Raw genomic sequence first — 16,716 nt, forward strand, 5'->3', positions numbered from 1 at the left:
TGCCAATTCAATATATTGCAGGATAGTGTAGGCCTGATAAGCGTAGCGCATCAGGCAGTTTTGCGTTTGTCATCAGTCTCTAATATGGTCGACATGAAAACTACGCATACCTCCCTCCCCTTTGCCGGACATACGCTGCATTTTGTTGAGTTCGATCCAGCAAGTTTTCACGAACAGGATTTACTCTGGCTGCCGCACTACGCTCAACTGCAACACACTGGACAGAAACGCAAAACAGAGCATTTAGCCGGACGGATCGCTGCTGTTTATGCCTTGCGGGAATGTGGCCTTAAATGTGTGCCCGCAATCGGCGATCTACGCCAACCTGTGTGGCCTGCGGGGGTATTTGGCAGTATCAGCCACTGCGGGACTACGGCATTGGCAGTGGTATCTCGTCAACCGATTGGCATTGATATCGAAGAGATTTTCTCTGTACAAACCGCAAGAGAATTGACAGACAACATTATTACACCAGCAGAACACGAACGACTCGCAGAATGCGGTTTAACCTTTTCTCTGGCGCTGACACTGGCATTTTCCGCCAAAGAGAGCGCATTTAAGGCAAGCAAGATACAGGCCGCTCAAGGTTTTCTGGATTATCAGATAATTAGCTGGAATAAACAGCAGATCATCATTCGACTAGAGGATGAGCAGTTTGCTGTGCACTGGCAGATAAAAGAAAAAATAGTCATAACGCTGTGCCAACACGATTAATTGACAACATCTGGTACGATTCGCCCGCAGCCATCACTGACCACGGGCGAAAGTGTAAAGCAGGTGCCTTACCATCCTGACCTGACAACCGGATATGCGGGGATTACTCCCCGCACAACGGCTACTTCTTCGGTTCGTAAGCGAGAACAGCCCTGAACTCAATATTACGTTCCTTTACGGTGAACTCACACAGCGAGTCGCCGACAAGAAGCGTAAATCCCAGCACCGTTAAACACAGCACTATGACTGCCACAAGGGCATATTTCGTCAGCATGTTTATATTGCCTCCATGCGAAGAAGGGACTACCATCCAAATTGTCTGGTTTGGAGTGGCGGCCCCAGGGTTGACAGAAATATCTCCTGGGGCTTCATCTTTCCAGACCTCAGAGTTAACCTGAAACCGGAAAGCTTCAGGCACCCGCCGTTATCTTACCCTTCCTTAGCAAAATGGCTGTTTATTTATACAGTAAATCCTGTTCCGGACTTTTCATTGGTATTATCGCCCATGCCAGTTAAACGAAATCGCCCGCAGCCATTGCTGACCGCGGGCGAAAATGTAAAGCAGGTGCCTTACCATCCTGACCTGACAACCGGATATGCGGGGATTACTCCCCGCACAACGGCTACTTCTTCGGTTCGTAAGCGAGAACAGCCCTGAACTCAATATTATGTTCCTTTACGGTGAACTCACACAGCGAGTCGCCGACCAGAAGCGTAAATCCCAGCACTGTCAAACACAGCACTATGACCGCCACAAGGGCATATTTCGTCAGCATGTTTATATTGCCTCCATGCGAAGAAGGGACTACCATCCGAGTTGTTGAGGTTCGGAGTGGCAGCCCCAGGGTTGATAGAAATATCTCCTGGGGCTTCATCTTTCCAGACCTCAGAGTTAACCTGAAACCGGAAAGCTTCAGGCACCCGCCGTTATCTTACCCTTCCTTAGCAAAATGGCTGTTTATTTATACAGTGAGTCCTGTTTCGGACTTCTGTTGGCAAAACTGATCATTGCCCTTAAAACGACATCGCCCGCAGCCATCACTGACCGCGGGCGAAAGTGTAAAGCAGGTGCCTTACCATCCTGACCTGACAACCGGATATGCGGGGATTACTCCCCGCACAACGGCTACTTCTTCGGTTCGTAAGCGAGAACAGCCCTGAACTCAATATTACGTTCCTTTACGGTGAACTCACACAGCGAGTCTCCGACCAGAAGCGTAAATCCCAGCGCCGTCAAACACAGCACTATGACTGCCACAAGGGCATATTTCGTCAGCATGTTTATATTGCCTCCATGCGAAGAAGGGACTACCATCCAAATTGTTCGGGTTTGGAGTGGCAGCCCCAGGGTTGATAGAAATATCTCCTGGGGCTTCATCTTTCCAGACCTCAGAGTAAACCTGAAACCGGAAAGCTTCAGGCACCCGCAGTCATCTTACCCTTCCTTAGCAAAATAGCTGTTTATTTATACAGTTGGTCTTATTTCGGACTTCTCACTACGCATTAGATCAACCGAAACTAAGCCAGTTTTTCCTTCGCCCCTCAATCATCAAAATTCTCCGCCGCCAGCCAGCTCTGCCATAACCTGGCACATTGCAAAAGTAGCCAAACTTCTTCAGTCACAATCAGTTCACCATCACCAAAAAAAAGAAACATTCCAGAACTTCCGCATCTCCCCCGGCCGCTCCCACTTCTATACTGAAATGAAAACGCCAACATAAGAGAAACCTATGCCAATACCCGATTTTCAAGTCTCTGAACCTTTTACCCTCGGTATTGAACTGGAAATGCAGGTGGTTAATCCGCCGGGCTATGACTTAAGCCAGGACTCTTCAACGCTGATTGACGCGGTTAAAAATCAGATCACTGCCGGGGAAGTAAAGCACGATATCACCGAAAGCATGCTGGAGCTGGCGACGGATGTTTGCCGTGATATCAACCAGGCTGCCGGGCAATTTTCAGCGATGCAGAAAGTCGTATTGCAGGCAGCCGCAGACCATCATCTGGAAATTTGCGGCGGGGGCACGCACCCGTTTCAGAAATGGCAGCGTCAGGAGGTATGCGATAACGAACGCTATCAACGAACGCTGGAAAACTTTGGTTATCTCATTCAGCAGGCGACCGTTTTTGGTCAGCATGTCCATGTTGGCTGCGCCAGTGGCGATGACGCCATTTATTTGCTGCACGGCTTGTCGCGGTTTGTGCCGCACTTTATCGCCCTTTCTGCCGCATCGCCGTATATGCAGGGAACGGATACACGCTTTGCTTCCTCAAGACCGAATATTTTTTCCGCCTTTCCCGACAATGGCCCAATGCCGTGGGTCAGTAACTGGCAACAATTTGAAGCCCTGTTTCGTTGTCTGAGTTACACCACGATGATCGACAGCATTAAAGATCTGCACTGGGATATTCGCCCCAGCCCCCATTTTGGCACGGTGGAAGTTCGGGTGATGGATACCCCATTAACTCTTAGCCACGCGGTAAATATGGCGGGATTAATTCAGGCCACCGCCCACTGGTTACTGACGGAACGCCCGTTCAAACATCAGGAGAAAGATTACCTGCTGTATAAATTCAACCGCTTCCAGGCTTGCCGTTATGGGCTGGAAGGTGCCATTACCGATCCGCACACTGGCGATCGTCGGCCACTAACGGAAGACACCTTGCGTTTACTGGAAAAAATCGCCCCTTCGGCACATAAAATGGGTGCATCGAGCGCGATTGAGGCCCTGCATCGCCAGGTCGTCAGCGGTCTGAATGAATCGCAGCTGATGCGTGATTTCGTCGCCGATGGCGGCTCGCTGATTGGACTGGTGAAAAAGCATTGTGAGATTTGGGCCGGAGAATAAGTCGGGAATTGCCTTACAGAAGAATATCCCTGACAATGGTGTTTTAACTTACATTTAACAATGTTATGAAACACCCTTTAGAAACCTTAACCACCGCAGCAGGTATTTTGCTGATGGCTTTCCTCTCTTGCCTGCTGCTGCCCGCCCCCGCACTGGGGCTGACGCTGGCACAAAAACTGGTGACCATGTTCCATCTGATGGATCTTAGCCAGCTTTACACTTTATTGTTTTGCCTGTGGTTTTTAGTGCTGGGCGCAATTGAGTATTTTGTTCTGCGCTTTATCTGGCGACGCTGGTTCTCGCTGGCGGATTAAACGTCGATTATCACCGTACTTCACGGCATACTTTGCTTATTCTCCTTCGCCTAAAGGAACGTTTATGGATAAGCAATCATTGCACGAAACGGCGAAACGCCTGGCCCTTGAGTTACCCTTTGTCGAGCTTTGCTGGCCTTTTGGCCCGGAGTTCGATGTCTTTAAAGTTGGCGGCAAGATTTTTTTGCTGTCGTCGGAGCTGCGCGGCGTCCCCTTTATCAATTTGAAGTCCGATCCACAAAAATCCCTGTTAAATCAGCAGATATACCCGAGCATTAAGCCAGGGTATCACATGAATAAGAAGCACTGGATTTCAGTGTATCCAGGCGATGAGATCTCCGAAGCGTTACTGCGCGATCTTATCGATGATTCATGGAATTTAGTGGTTGATGGCTTATCTAAACGCGATCAAAAAAGAGTGCGCCCAGAGTAAAAGCGAAAATCTATAGCGCATTTTTCTCGCTTACCATTTCTCGTTGAACCTTGTAATCTGCTGGCACCCCAAATTACATACACATGGAGTCTTTATGGATATCATTTCTGTCGCCTTAAAGCGTCATTCCACTAAGGCATTTGATGCCAGCAAAAAACTTACCCCGGAACAGGCCGAGCAGATCAAAACTCTTCTGCAATACAGCCCATCCAGCACCAACTCCCAGCCGTGGCATTTTATTGTTGCCAGCACGGAAGAAGGCAAAGCGCGTGTTGCCAAATCCGCCGCCGATAATTACGTGTTCAACGAGCGCAAAATGCTTGATGCCTCGCACGTCGTGGTGTTCTGCGCGAAAACCGCGATGGACGATGCCTGGCTGAAACAGGTTGTTGACCAGGAAGATGCCGATGGCCGCTTTGCCACGCCGGAAGCGAAAGCCGCGAACGATAAAGGTCGCAAATTCTTCGCCGATATGCACCGTAAAGATCTGCAAGATGATGCTGAGTGGATGGCAAAACAGGTTTATCTCAACGTCGGTAACTTCCTGCTGGGCGTTGCGGCGCTGGGTCTGGACGCGGTACCCATCGAAGGTTTTGATGCCGCAATCCTCGATGAAGAATTCGGTTTGAAAGAGAAAGGCTACACCAGCCTGGTGGTTGTTCCGGTAGGTCATCACAGCGTCGAAGATTTTAACGCTACGCTGCCGAAATCCCGTCTGCCGCAAAACATCACCATAACTGAAGTGTAATTCTCCTTTGCCGGGCATCCGCCCGGCTATTTCCCCTCAGATTATCCTGATTTGCATAACCCTGTTTCAGCCGTCATCATAGGCTACTGTTGTATAAAGGAGACGTTATGCAGGATTTAATATCCCAGGTTGAAGATTTAGCGGGTATTGAGTTTGATCACACCACCTCGATGGTGATGATTTTCGGTATTATTTTTCTGACTGCCGTTGTAGTGCATATTATTTTGCACTGGGTAGTACTACGGACCTTCGAAAAACGTGCCATCGCCAGTTCACGGCTATGGTTGCAAATCATTACCCAGAATAAACTCTTCCACCGTTTAGCTTTCACCTTGCAGGGGATTATCGTCAATATTCAGGCGGTATTCTGGCTGCAAAAAGGCACCGAAGCGGCTGATATTCTGACCACCTGCGCGCAGTTGTGGATCATGATGTATGCACTGCTTTCAGTCTTCTCGTTGCTGGATGTTATTTTGAATCTGGCGCAGAAATTCCCGGCGGCGTCTCAGTTACCGCTGAAAGGGATATTTCAGGGGATTAAACTGATCGGCGCGATTCTGGTCGGCATTTTGATGATCTCGCTGCTGATTGGTCAATCGCCAGCGATTCTGATCAGCGGTCTTGGTGCAATGGCTGCCGTGCTGATGTTGGTATTTAAAGATCCGATTCTTGGTCTGGTGGCAGGTATTCAGCTTTCCGCGAACGATATGCTGAAACTGGGCGACTGGCTGGAGATGCCGAAATACGGCGCGGATGGCGCAGTGATCGATATTGGGTTAACCACCGTCAAAGTGCGTAACTGGGACAATACCATTACCACTATTCCCACCTGGTCTCTGGTTTCTGACTCCTTTAAAAACTGGAGCGGGATGTCAGCATCCGGCGGGCGACGTATTAAACGCAGTATCAGCATTGATGTCACCAGTATTCATTTTCTTGATGAAGACGAAATGCAACGTCTGAATAAAGCGCATTTGTTAAAACCTTATTTAACCAGCCGCCATCAGGAAATTAATGAGTGGAATCGCCAGCAAGGTTCTACAGAGTCGGTATTAAACCTGCGTCGAATGACCAATATTGGAACCTTTCGCGCCTATCTGAACGAATATCTACGTAACCATCCGCGGATTCGTAAAGATATGACCTTAATGGTGCGCCAACTGGCACCGGGAGATAATGGTTTACCGCTTGAGATCTATGCGTTTACCAACACCGTGGTGTGGCTGGAATATGAAAGTATTCAGGCTGATATTTTCGACCACATATTTGCGATTGTCGAAGAGTTTGGTCTACGGCTTCATCAGTCGCCAACCGGCAATGATATTCGCTCCCTGGCAGGTGCATTTAAGCAGTAATTAAAAAATCCGCTCTCATCGAATGGATGAGAGCGGATTCAGATGGTTGACTTCGTTTTGTCGGATGCGGCGTGAACGCCTTATCCGACTTACAGAATCGTTACAAATTGTAGGCCCGATAAGCTTGCGCATCGGGCAAATCAGCCTCACATCAGCTTAATTCGCTTTTCTACGCAATGTTTTAAACGCCACAAACAGGAATACAATCCACACCGGCAGCAAAATTGCCGACAAGCGCATATCATCCAACGTGCACATCAGCAGCAAAATCATGCCGAGGAAGGCAATGCAGAGATAGTTGCCGAACGGATAGAGCAGCGCTTTAAACTGTGTTTCTCGTCCCTGACGTCGCATCGCCGCGCGAAAACGCAGATGCGCCAGACAGATCATAATCCAGTTCAACAGCAACGTTGCCACCACCAGCGCCATCAGCAGACCAAACGCTTTTTGCGGCAGCAGATAGTTGATCAACACCACCAGCGAAGTGATAGCCCCGGAAAGCATCAGCGAGTTAATCGGCACGCCGCGACGGCTGACGCGAGTCAAAAATTTCGGTGCATTACCCTGCACAGAAAGACCAAACAGCATCCGGCTGTTGGAGTAAACCCCACTGTTGTATACCGATAATGATGCTACCAGAATGACGAAGTTCAGCGCAGAAGCCACCACATTGCTGTCAAGATTATGAAAAATCATCACAAACGGGCTACTGTTAGATTTCACTTCCACCCACGGGTAGAGTGCCAGTAATACCACCAGCGAACCGATATAAAACAGCAGAATGCGATACACCACCTGATTTACCGCTTTTGGAATGCTTTTTTCCGGATCGCGCGCTTCAGCCGCAGTAATCCCAATCAGTTCCAGCCCGCCGAAGGAAAACATGATCACCGCCAGGGACAAAATCAGCCCATTCCAGCCCGTGGCGAAGAAACCACCATAGCGCCAAAGGTTGTCGATACTGGCTTTCTCACCGCCGTGACCAGAAAACAGCAGCCACAGGCCAAAGCCGATCATGCCGATAATTGCCAGCACTTTAATCAGCGCAAACCAGAACTCAGTTTCGCCATATAAGCGCACGTTCACCAGGTTAACAGCGTTGATGATAATAAAGAAGGCGGCAGCCCAGATCCAGGTGGGAACATCCGGGAACCAGTACTGCATATAGATGCCCGCAGCGGTCAGCTCAGCCATCCCCACCAGTACGAACATCACCCAGTAGTTCCAGCCTGAGAGAAAGCCCGCAAACGGTCCCCAGTATTTATAGGCAAAGTGGGCAAACGAACCGGATACCGGCTCCTCAACCACCATCTCGCCAAGCTGGCGCATAATCAGGAAAGCAATGATCCCAGCGACGCCGTAGCCCAACAATACAGCCGGACCTGCCATCTGAATCGCCGGGCCAATGCCAAGAAACAGACCAGTACCAATAGCGCCACCCAGCGCAATCAGTTGAATATGACGGTTATGTAATCCGCGATGAAGCGTCGGCTCTTTATTCGACGCAGTATCTTCCGATACGGTTGACGCGTTTTTCACGCCTTTCCCCTGTGTGTCTTTTTTGTTGAGGGGCACCTTTTAACATTTAGTGCCCATCGTCGCAAGACACAATCCACACGGTTAAACCGGGTATCTTGCTTTTATTTCAGTACCCGATGTCGGTGCAGCCACATCAGCTTATACGCCGCCGGGATAATAAACAGCGACAGCAAAGGCGCGGTGATCATGCCGCCAATCATCGGCGCGGCAATCCGGCTCATCACCTCTGATCCTGCCCCCGTTCCCCACAGAATCGGCAGCAGACCCGCGATAATCACCGCCACCGTCATCGCTTTCGGGCGCACGCGCAGTACCGCGCCGTGATATAACGCTTCATCCAGCTTCTGCTCGCTGAATGTTTGCGGATTATCCAGGGATGGATCTGCCTCTATGGCGTGACGTAAATACATCAGCATCACCACGCCAAATTCGGCGGCGACCCCGGCAAGGGCAATAAAGCCGGTGCCCGTCGCCACAGAAAGATGAAAGCCCATCCACCACAGCAACCAGATGCCGCCCACCAGCGCAAACGGTACGCTACTGATAATCAGCAACGCTTCGCCCACCCGACGGAACGCCAGATACAACAGCACGAAGATGATCATCAACGTCATCGGCACCATGAGTTTCAGCTTGTGGTTGGCACGCTCCAGCAACTCGAACTGCCCGGAGAATGCCACGCTGGTGCCCGGTTTTAACTGCACTTTCTCGGCAATCGCTTTTTGCAAATCGTGAACCACCGACACCATGTCACGATCGCGGGCATCGATATAAATCCAGCTCGTCGGGCGCGCATTCTCGGTTTTCAGCATCGACGGTCCAGTGGAGACTTTAACGTCGGCCACATCCGCCAGGGTGATTTGCTGCTTCATCGGCGTCAGGATCGGTAGCTGGCGCAGCGCCTGTGGGCTATCGCGCCAGCTTTGCGGATAACGCAGATTAATTGGATAACGGGCAATCCCTTCCACCGTTTCACCAACCATCGCCCCGCCCACCGCAGATGTCACAAACAACTGCACATCCGCCACCGTCATACCGTAACGGGCGGCTTTTTCACGGTTGATCTCAACGTTGATATAGCGCCCACCTTCCAGACGTTCAGCAAGGGCTGAAGCCACGCCTGGCACCGTTCGCGCCACTTCTTCAATTTGCTCCGCCATCGCGTCGATATCCGCCAGCACAGTGCCGGAAACTTTAATGCCGATAGGGCTTTTAATGCCGGTCGAGAGCATATCGATACGGTTACGGATTGGCGGCACCCACAGATTCGCCAGCCCCGGCAGACGCACGGTGTTGTCCAGTTCCTCAATGATTTTGTCCATCGTCATGCCTGGCCGCCACTGATCCTGTGGCTTAAGCTGGATGGTCGTTTCTACCATCTCCAGCGGTGCGGAGTCGGTGGCGGTTTCCGCTTTCCCGGTTTTGCCAAACACCCGCGCCACTTCCGGCACGCTCATAATCAGCTTGTCGGTTTTTTGCAGCATACTCGCCGCCTCTGCTGCGGAAATCCCCGGCAGCGTCGATGGCATATACAACAAGTCGCCTTCATTAATCTGCGGTAAAAATTCTCCGCCAACTTTATTGAGCGGCCAGAGAACCGTCAGCACCGAAAGCGCCGCCACCAACAGCGTGGTTTTCGGCCAGTGCAGTACTTTCAGCAACAGCGGATGATAAACACGAATCAAAAAGCGATTGAGCGGATTACTGCTTTCTGGTGGAATTTTGCCACGGATCCAGTAGCCCATCAGGATCGGGATCACTACGATCGCCAGCAGCGCCGCGCCCGCCATCGCATACGTTTTGGTGAACGCCAGCGGGCCAAACAGACGCCCTTCCTGTCCTTCCAGAGTAAAGATCGGGATAAACGACAACGTGATAATCAGCAAGCTGATAAACAGCGCCGGCCCCACTTCAACAGATGCATCGGTGATCACCTGCCAGCGCGTTTTATTATCCAGCGTGGCGTCAGGATGCTGGTGCTGCCACTCTTCCAGCCGTTTATGCGCATTCTCGATCATGACGATAGCGGCATCGACCATCGCCCCGACGGCAATCGCAATACCGCCCAGCGACATAATATTGGCATTCAGCCCCTGGAAGTGCATGATAATAAAAGCAATACACAACCCCAGCGGCAACGAAATAATCGCCACCAGCGCCGAGCGCACATGCCAGAGAAACAGCGCACAGACTACCGCCACTACAATAAACTCTTCCAGCAACTTGCCGCTGAGGTTGTCGATGGCGCGGTCAATAAGCTGGCTGCGATCGTATGTTGTAACTATCTCCACGCCTTCCGGCAGACTGCTTTTCAGCGTTTCCAGTTTGTCCTTCACGGCGGCGATCACTTCACGGGCGTTTTTGCCGGAACGCAGGATCACCACCCCACCAGCCACTTCTCCTTCGCCATTCAGTTCGGCAATGCCCCGGCGCATTTCCGGGCCAACCTGGACCTTCGCAACATCACGCAGATAAACGGGCACGCCATTTTCACTGGCTTTTAAAACGATGTGATTGAAGTCGTCGAGCGTTTGCAGATAGCCGCTGGCGCGCACCATATATTCCGCTTCCGCCAGTTCGATCGACGAACCACCCGCTTCCTGGTTTGAAGCATCCAGCGCGCTTTTTACTTCGGCGAGACTGATGCCATATTGCGCCAGGCGCTGAGGATCGATAACCACCTGATACTCTTTCACCACACCGCCCACCGACGCCACTTCCGCAACGTCAGGGATGGTTTTTAGCTCATATTTGAGAAACCAGTCCTGCAATGAGCGTAAATCGGCCAGATCGTGCTTACCGCTGCGATCCACCAGTGCATATTCATAGATCCAGCCAACACCCGTGGCATCTGGCCCCAGCTCGGCGCTGACTCCCGCAGGCAGCTTACCCTGTACCTGGTTGAGGTACTCCAGCACCCGCGAGCGCGCCCAGTACGGATCGGTGCCATCTTCGAAAATGACATATACATAAGAGTCGCCAAACTGCGAGAAACCGCGCACAGTCTTCGCGCCAGGTACCGACAACATGGTGGTGGTTAGCGGATAAGTCACCTGATTTTCAACGATTTGCGGTGCCTGACCGGGATAGCTGGTTTTAATAATCACCTGCACATCGGAGAGATCCGGCAGCGCATCCACTGGCGTGTTAATGATAGTCCAGGTGCCCCAGATACTCAGAAACAACGCGCCCATCAGCACCAGAAAACGGTTCGCCACCGAGCGACGAATAATCCATTCAATCATTGGTTATTCCCTCAATGCGCATGGGTAGCACTTTCAGAGCGCATCCGCTCCAGTGCGCCAGAAATATTGGCTTCAGAATCAATCAGGAACAGGCCGCTGGAAACCACCTTTTCACCTTCCGCCAGTCCAGAACGTAGCGCGGTGACGCCTTGCGACGACTGGAAAACAGCAACGCGTTTCGGTACAAAGCGCCCGTCGGCATCAACGGTAATCACCCGCTGTTCGTTACCAGTATCAATCAGCGCCTGTGACGGAATGAGCAGCATCGGTTCGCTGGCGGTGTTGAGTTGCAACCAGGCGTTCATTCCCGGTTTTAGCGCCTCGTCGGCGTTGTCGACCTCCAGACGCAGTTGCAGCGTGCGGGTCGCAGCATCCACGCCGGGTAGAAGGGTCCATTTGCGGATGCTGAGCGTTTTATCCGGTCGCGCCGGAACGGTGAGCGTAAACTGCGAGGCATCTTTCACCAGCCAGGCGATGGACTCCGGGATCGCTGCAGTGACCCACACCGGGTCCATACCCTGAATTTTCGCGACCACGTTATCTTTGGCGATATTCATTCCCGCGCGCAGATCAAACGCGGTGATCACGCCATCAATGGGCGCTTTGAGCGTAAAGCGAGTCTGGATTTTTTGCGTGGCGATCAGGCGGCGAATATCGGCCTCCGGCATTCCCGCCAGCCGCAGGCGTTCAAGAATACCGTCGGTCTGGGTCGCCGTCCCGCCGGTTTCACGCAGCAGTAAATACTCACTCTGCGCCTCCACCCAGTCGGGAATGGTCAGGTCGAGAAGCGGTGTGCCCTTTTGCACTTTATCGCCCACGGTGAGCGGATACACCTTGTCGATAAACCCGGCGGCGCGGGCCTGCACAATGGCAAACTGATACTCGTTGTAACTGACATTCGCTGGGAAACTCTGGGCAAAAGTCAGCGGCCCGCGCGTGACGGTCGCCGTTTTCACCCCCAGATTTTGCGTCTGGGTCGGGTCAATGCGCACACCAGACGCAGAACTCTCTTCATCGGCATATTTCGGCACCAGATCCATATCCATAAACGGCGATTTACCTGGTTTATCGAACCGCGTATTGGGATACATCGGGTCGTACCAGAATAATATTTTACGTTCTGCGGTCGGCGTTTTTTCTGCGGGCGGTTCAGCCTTTGCAAACCAGGTAAAACCTGCCGCAGAAATAATACCGCCCGCGATCATGCTGCCGATAATAAGCGCGATTTTTTTCATCTCATTAAACCTGGGTTACTGGCTGACTTTAATATCCTGTAATAAAGAAAGGTTGCCCTGCTGGACAAAATTAAACGCTACTTTGTCGCCAGTTTTAATTTCACTCATTTTCGTCTGCGGGGTGATGGTAAAGCGCATGGTCATCTCCGGCCAGTTCACGGCAGCAATCGGATCGTGATGGATGGTGATTTTTTTGCTTTCCAGATCAACACCTTTTACCACACCGGTGGCGCTAATAACCTGTGGTTGTGCTTCGCTCATGGTTTCATGGTGATGTTCGTTAGCCTGGGCATTAAAGCCAATAACAGTAAACAGACTGAACATTACGACTTGCAGTGCTTTTTTCATTATTCTCTCCTGGAGTTAAAAATTATTGCTGCCAACCGCCACCCAGGGCGGTATATAAGGAAACTTCGTTAACCTGACGGGCATAATTCAGGTCGAGTAAAGTTTGTCGGGTTGCAAATAAGGAACGCTCGGCATCCAGCACTTCCAGATAACTTACCGCGCCGTGCTGATATAATGCCCGCGCCCGTTGCAGGGTAATTTGCAGCGACGCCAGATAACGCTGCTGGGCGCTGATTTGATCGTTCAGGCTTTGACGTAATGCAAGCGCATCTGCCACTTCTTTAAAGGCGTTCTGAATTTTCTGTTCATAATTCACCACCGACTGCTGCTGGCGAATTTCGGCGATATCCAGATTGGCCTGGTTGCGTCCGGCATTAAAAATGGGGATCTCAATTTTGGGAATAAAATTCCACATCCCGCTGCTGGCGTTAAATAATGATGACAGATCGCTGCTGGCGGTTGATATTCCACTGGTCAGGCTTATAGACGGGAAAAATGCCGCACGCGCAGCACCAATATTGGCATTAGCCGCCATTAACGCGTGTTCAGCTTCCATAATATCCGGGCGCTGCAACAAGATTTGCGACGACAAGCCCGCCGGTAATTTAACGCTTTGCAGGCTGTCGCTGTTTACTGTCTGCGCTTGCGGCAGCTTGCCGTAGTTTCCCAATAACAGTTGCAATGCATTATTCGCCTGCGCCAGTTCCCCCTGACGTTTAGCGATATCACTGCGGGTACTTTCTATCACCCCGCGAGCCTGTTCCAGCGCCAGAACATTGCTGCTACCAGTCAACAGTTGTTTTTCGACAAACGCATATGACTGCTGATAATTACGCAGCGTTTCTTCGGCTATTTGTAATTGCGCATAAGCCAGTTGCTGATTGAAATAGCTTTGCGCGACATTAGAAACCAGCAGAATATGCACCGCACGCTGAGCTTCCTCAGTGGCTAAATAATTTTGTCGCTCTGCTTCGCTCATGTTCTTTAAGCGACCGAAAAAATCGAGATCAAAGCTGACGTTAAGGCCAGTCGAGAACTCCCGCGTCGTGGCTGAATCGCCTTTAAGATTGCCGCTCCAGCTGCCGCTGCCCTCGCCATTGAGCTGTGGGTAGCGGTCGGCATCGGTCAGACGATATTGCGCCCGTGCCTCCTGCACTTTCAGCGTCGCCATGCGCAAATCCCGGTTATTCACCAGCGCCTCGCTAATCAGCGTCTTCACCTGATTATCAACAAAAAAGGTGCGCCAGCCCGCGTTCTGGTAGTTATCTACCGCGTTAACCAGGCCGTTCTGGCTGAGTGAGAACTGCTGCGGCACGGGCATTGCCGGACGCTGATATTCCGGTGTCAGAGAACAACCGGTTAACGCAAGGGCCACACAAAATGGCAGAAGTTTACAAGGAAACATAGGCACATAATTTCTGGTGATTTTATGCCGCCAACTTTACTCGCCAGGCTCTGATTTTCCGGTGACAGGAAAATGACAAAATTGTCATTTTGCCAATAAGCGATTGCCATCTGATCCCGCTACTCTAGAATTGCCCGGGCAACATGCGGAGGAAATATGAAACTGTTGATTGTCGAAGATGAAAAGAAAACCGGCGAATACTTAACCAAAGGGTTAACCGAGGCCGGTTTTGTGGTTGATTTGGCCGATAACGGGCTGAATGGATACCATCTGGCGATGACAGGTGATTATGACCTGATAATCCTCGATATTATGCTGCCGGACGTGAACGGCTGGGATATCGTGCGCATGTTGCGTTCCGCCAATAAAGGGATGCCGATTCTGTTGCTTACCGCGCTTGGCACCATTGAACATCGCGTCAAGGGGCTGGAGCTGGGAGCGGATGACTATCTGGTGAAGCCGTTCGCTTTTGCTGAACTGCTGGCGCGGGTGCGCACTCTACTGCGTCGCGGGGCGGCGGTGATTATCGAAAGTCAGTTTCAGGTTGCCGACCTGATGGTCGATCTCGTTAGCCGCAAAGTCACCCGCAGCGGCACGCGCATCACTTTGACCAGTAAAGAATTTACCCTGCTGGAATTTTTCCTCCGTCATCAGGGCGAAGTGCTGCCCCGCTCGCTTATCGCCTCGCAGGTATGGGACATGAATTTTGACAGCGATACTAACGCTATTGATGTGGCGGTGAAGCGACTGCGCGGCAAAATCGACAACGACTTTGAGCCGAAGCTGATTCAAACCGTGCGCGGCGTGGGTTACATGCTTGAGGTGCCGGATGGCCAGTAAGCCGTTTCAGCGCCCGTTTTCGCTGGCAACCCGCCTGACCTTTTTTATCAGCCTTGCCACCATTGCAGCGTTTTTCGTCTTTGCCTGGATCATGATCCACTCGGTAAAAGTGCATTTTGCCGAGCAGGATATTAATGATTTAAAAGAGATTAGCGCCACATTCAGGCGTGTTCTTAATCATCCCGAAGAGACACAAGCCCGACGCTTAATGACGCTGGAAGATATCGTCAGTGGTTATTCCAACGTGTTGATTTCTCTGGCAGATAGCCACGATAAAACGGTGTATCACTCCCCCGGTGCGCCGGATATCCGCGAGTTTGCACGTGATGCCATACCCGATAAAGACGCTCGGAGCGGCGAGGTGTATCTCCTTTCCGGCCCGACAATGATGATGCCAGGCCACGGTCACGGGCATATGGAACACAGCAACTGGCGGATGATTAACTTGCCGGTTGGCCCGTTGGTGGACGGCAAACCGATTTATACGCTCTACATCGCGCTGTCTATCGATTTTCATCTTCATTACATTAATGATTTGATGAATAAACTTATTATGACCGCATCGATCATCAGCATCCTGATCGTCTTTATCGTGCTGTTGGCGGTACATAAAGGCCACGCGCCAATTCGCAGCGTCAGCCGTCAAATCCAGAACATTACCTCGAAAGATCTCGACGTTCGCCTCGATCCACAGACCGTGCCCATTGAGCTGGAACAACTGGTGCTGTCGTTCAACCATATGATCGAGCGTATCGAGGATGTCTTTAACCGCCAGTCCAATTTCTCAGCGGATATCGCCCACGAAATTCGCACGCCGATTACGAATCTCATAACGCAAACGGAAATCGCCCTCAGCCAGTCGCGCAGCCAGAAGGAGCTGGAAGATGTGCTCTACTCTAATCTCGAAGAGCTGACGCGAATGGCGAAAATGGTCAGCGATATGCTGTTTCTCGCTCAGGCCGATAACAACCAGTTAATCCCCGAAAAGAAAATGCTCAACCTGGCGGATGAAGTTGGCAAAGTGTTCGATTTTTTCGAGGCGTTAGCGGAAGATCGCGGCGTAGCACTACGGTTTGTTGGCGACAAATGTCAGGTTGCGGGCGATCCGCTGATGCTGCGCCGGGCGCTAAGCAACCTGCTTTCTAACGCCCTGCGTTATACGCCGCCCGGAGAGGCAATTGTAGTGCGCTGCCAGACGGTCGATCACCAGGTGCAAGTTACCGTCGAAAACCCCGGTACGCCCATTGCGCCCGAGCACTTACCGCGTTTGTTTGACCGTTTCTACCGCGTTGATCCTTCCCGCCAGCGAAAAGGTGAAGGTAGCGGCATTGGGCTGGCGATAGTGAAATCGATTGTTGTCGCGCATAAAGGCACGGTTGCGGTAACGTCAGATGCGCGGGGGACAAGGTTTGTTATCGGGCTACCGGAGAGGGAGTGATTGGTCAGATAATGCAGTGGATGTTAATTGAATTGAGAATTAGCTATTTCGTCACGAGAAAAAGCGTAAAATCCGTTTCGTGCAGATGGTGAGTTTTATCAGGGTATGGCGGTAGCGCAACTGCCTTCGGATAATATATGTGATATGAATACATACCCCTAACAACTTCACTAACTAAATACTTAGTTTAGTTATATTAATTTGCATAATACAAACTCATCACCACGATATGTCATATATTTATAGTCAGCAA

Annotated in this window: 16 protein-coding genes and 2 pseudogenes; 10 read left to right on the plus strand and 8 right to left on the minus strand. The window is 51.2% G+C overall.

What is annotated here, in order from left to right:
- The first annotated feature begins 93 nt into the window (after positions 1 to 93).
- Complete coding sequence (entD, locus tag AACU19_RS10225) at positions 94 to 714, plus strand: enterobactin synthase subunit EntD (protein WP_105278276.1); 621 nt, start codon at positions 94 to 96, stop codon at positions 712 to 714.
- A 121-nt stretch (positions 715 to 835) separates the two neighbouring features.
- Here the strand turns inward: entD and hokE (AACU19_RS10230) are convergent, their stop codons facing one another.
- On the minus strand, positions 836 to 988 hold the full coding sequence (hokE, locus tag AACU19_RS10230; RefSeq protein ID WP_000956467.1) for a type I toxin-antitoxin system toxin HokE: 153 nt from the start codon (positions 986 to 988) through the stop codon (positions 836 to 838).
- Here hokE (AACU19_RS10230) and AACU19_RS10235 point away from each other — a divergent pair.
- A pseudogene (locus AACU19_RS10235) lies at positions 957 to 1,230 on the plus strand (hypothetical protein). The gene hokE (AACU19_RS10230) and the pseudogene AACU19_RS10235 sit on opposite strands and share 32 nt — an antisense overlap.
- 107 nt (positions 1,231 to 1,337) lie before the next feature.
- Here the strand turns inward: AACU19_RS10235 and hokE (AACU19_RS10240) are convergent.
- Entirely contained in the window at positions 1,338 to 1,490 is a 153-nt protein-coding gene (gene hokE, locus AACU19_RS10240) for a type I toxin-antitoxin system toxin HokE (protein ID WP_000956464.1), read from the minus strand.
- 350 nt (positions 1,491 to 1,840) lie between these two features.
- Entirely contained in the window at positions 1,841 to 1,993 is a 153-nt protein-coding gene (hokE, locus tag AACU19_RS10245) for a type I toxin-antitoxin system toxin HokE (RefSeq protein WP_123057624.1), read from the minus strand.
- Between hokE (AACU19_RS10245) and AACU19_RS10250 the strand changes: the two are divergent.
- The 6 genes and pseudogenes from AACU19_RS10250 (at position 1,962) to ybdG (ending at position 6,413) form a co-directional block, all read left to right on the plus strand.
- Positions 1,962 to 2,221, plus strand: a pseudogene (locus AACU19_RS10250) (hypothetical protein). The gene hokE (AACU19_RS10245) and the pseudogene AACU19_RS10250 overlap by 32 nt on opposite strands.
- A gap of 223 nt (positions 2,222 to 2,444) precedes the next feature.
- Entirely contained in the window at positions 2,445 to 3,563 is a 1,119-nt protein-coding gene (locus AACU19_RS10255) for a YbdK family carboxylate-amine ligase (RefSeq protein WP_105278189.1), read from the plus strand.
- A gap of 65 nt (positions 3,564 to 3,628) precedes the next feature.
- Complete coding sequence (locus tag AACU19_RS10260; RefSeq protein WP_000682518.1) at positions 3,629 to 3,877, plus strand: DUF1158 domain-containing protein; 249 nt, start codon at positions 3,629 to 3,631, stop codon at positions 3,875 to 3,877.
- A 64-nt stretch (positions 3,878 to 3,941) separates the two neighbouring features.
- Entirely contained in the window at positions 3,942 to 4,310 is a 369-nt protein-coding gene (locus tag AACU19_RS10265; protein ID WP_046076561.1) for an MmcQ/YjbR family DNA-binding protein, read from the plus strand.
- 94 nt (positions 4,311 to 4,404) lie between these two features.
- Positions 4,405 to 5,058: an oxygen-insensitive NAD(P)H nitroreductase gene (gene nfsB, locus AACU19_RS10270; RefSeq protein WP_088541950.1), complete on the plus strand. Its 654-nt coding sequence runs from the start codon at positions 4,405 to 4,407 to the stop codon at positions 5,056 to 5,058.
- A 107-nt stretch (positions 5,059 to 5,165) separates the two neighbouring features.
- Complete coding sequence (gene ybdG / locus AACU19_RS10275) at positions 5,166 to 6,413, plus strand: mechanosensitive ion channel YbdG (protein ID WP_001153126.1); 1,248 nt, start codon at positions 5,166 to 5,168, stop codon at positions 6,411 to 6,413.
- A 156-nt stretch (positions 6,414 to 6,569) separates the two neighbouring features.
- On the opposite strand, the gene pheP is transcribed toward ybdG, so the two are convergent.
- The 5 genes from pheP to cusC all read right to left on the minus strand — a co-directional run bounded on the left by pheP (position 6,570) and on the right by cusC (position 14,185).
- The gene (pheP, locus tag AACU19_RS10280) at positions 6,570 to 7,952 is read right to left on the minus strand and encodes a phenylalanine transporter (RefSeq protein WP_105278190.1); all 1,383 of its coding nucleotides are present in this window, start codon (positions 7,950 to 7,952) and stop codon (positions 6,570 to 6,572) included.
- A gap of 101 nt (positions 7,953 to 8,053) precedes the next feature.
- Positions 8,054 to 11,197 carry a Cu(+)/Ag(+) efflux RND transporter permease subunit CusA gene (gene cusA, locus AACU19_RS10285; protein WP_105278191.1) on the minus strand — a complete coding sequence of 1,048 codons (3,144 nt, stop codon included), beginning with the start codon at positions 11,195 to 11,197 and terminating at the stop codon, positions 8,054 to 8,056.
- An 11-nt stretch (positions 11,198 to 11,208) separates the two neighbouring features.
- The gene (cusB, locus tag AACU19_RS10290; RefSeq protein ID WP_105278192.1) at positions 11,209 to 12,432 is read right to left on the minus strand and encodes a Cu(+)/Ag(+) efflux RND transporter periplasmic adaptor subunit CusB; all 1,224 of its coding nucleotides are present in this window, start codon (positions 12,430 to 12,432) and stop codon (positions 11,209 to 11,211) included.
- Between the two features lie 15 nt (positions 12,433 to 12,447).
- On the minus strand, positions 12,448 to 12,780 hold the full coding sequence (gene cusF, locus AACU19_RS10295) for a Cu(+)/Ag(+) efflux RND transporter periplasmic metallochaperone CusF (protein ID WP_032183576.1): 333 nt from the start codon (positions 12,778 to 12,780) through the stop codon (positions 12,448 to 12,450).
- Positions 12,781 to 12,802: 22 nt separating this feature from the next.
- Positions 12,803 to 14,185, minus strand: coding sequence for a Cu(+)/Ag(+) efflux RND transporter outer membrane channel CusC (gene cusC, locus AACU19_RS10300; RefSeq protein ID WP_105278193.1), 1,383 nt, complete (start codon positions 14,183 to 14,185; stop codon positions 12,803 to 12,805).
- Positions 14,186 to 14,341: 156 nt separating this feature from the next.
- Between cusC and cusR the strand changes: the two genes are divergently transcribed.
- Positions 14,342 to 15,025: a copper response regulator transcription factor CusR gene (gene cusR, locus AACU19_RS10305; RefSeq protein WP_000770953.1), complete on the plus strand. Its 684-nt coding sequence runs from the start codon at positions 14,342 to 14,344 to the stop codon at positions 15,023 to 15,025.
- The gene (gene cusS, locus AACU19_RS10310; RefSeq protein WP_105278195.1) at positions 15,015 to 16,463 is read left to right on the plus strand and encodes a Cu(+)/Ag(+) sensor histidine kinase CusS; all 1,449 of its coding nucleotides are present in this window, start codon (positions 15,015 to 15,017) and stop codon (positions 16,461 to 16,463) included. The genes cusR and cusS overlap by 11 nt, the downstream gene beginning before the upstream one ends.
- Positions 16,464 to 16,716 lie beyond the last annotated feature (253 nt).

The sequence above is a fragment of the Escherichia sp. MOD1-EC4550 genome (genome assembly GCF_963876935.1).
Lineage (GTDB): Bacteria > Pseudomonadota > Gammaproteobacteria > Enterobacterales > Enterobacteriaceae > Escherichia > Escherichia coli_F.

Coding starts and splice junctions, on each gene's coding strand:
- entD (WP_105278276.1), top strand. CDS start 94: ATGAAAACTACGCATACCTCCCTCCCCTTTGCCGGACATACGCTGCAT.
- hokE (WP_000956467.1), bottom strand. CDS start 988: ATGCTGACGAAATATGCCCTTGTGGCAGTCATAGTGCTGTGTTTAACG.
- hokE (WP_000956464.1), bottom strand. CDS start 1,490: ATGCTGACGAAATATGCCCTTGTGGCGGTCATAGTGCTGTGTTTGACA.
- hokE (WP_123057624.1), bottom strand. CDS start 1,993: ATGCTGACGAAATATGCCCTTGTGGCAGTCATAGTGCTGTGTTTGACG.
- AACU19_RS10255 (WP_105278189.1), top strand. CDS start 2,445: ATGCCAATACCCGATTTTCAAGTCTCTGAACCTTTTACCCTCGGTATT.
- AACU19_RS10260 (WP_000682518.1), top strand. CDS start 3,629: ATGAAACACCCTTTAGAAACCTTAACCACCGCAGCAGGTATTTTGCTG.
- AACU19_RS10265 (WP_046076561.1), top strand. CDS start 3,942: ATGGATAAGCAATCATTGCACGAAACGGCGAAACGCCTGGCCCTTGAG.
- nfsB (WP_088541950.1), top strand. CDS start 4,405: ATGGATATCATTTCTGTCGCCTTAAAGCGTCATTCCACTAAGGCATTT.
- ybdG (WP_001153126.1), top strand. CDS start 5,166: ATGCAGGATTTAATATCCCAGGTTGAAGATTTAGCGGGTATTGAGTTT.
- cusA (WP_105278191.1), bottom strand. CDS start 11,197: ATGATTGAATGGATTATTCGTCGCTCGGTGGCGAACCGTTTTCTGGTG.
- cusB (WP_105278192.1), bottom strand. CDS start 12,432: ATGAAAAAAATCGCGCTTATTATCGGCAGCATGATCGCGGGCGGTATT.
- cusF (WP_032183576.1), bottom strand. CDS start 12,780: ATGAAAAAAGCACTGCAAGTCGTAATGTTCAGTCTGTTTACTGTTATT.
- cusC (WP_105278193.1), bottom strand. CDS start 14,185: ATGTTTCCTTGTAAACTTCTGCCATTTTGTGTGGCCCTTGCGTTAACC.
- cusR (WP_000770953.1), top strand. CDS start 14,342: ATGAAACTGTTGATTGTCGAAGATGAAAAGAAAACCGGCGAATACTTA.
- cusS (WP_105278195.1), top strand. CDS start 15,015: ATGGCCAGTAAGCCGTTTCAGCGCCCGTTTTCGCTGGCAACCCGCCTG.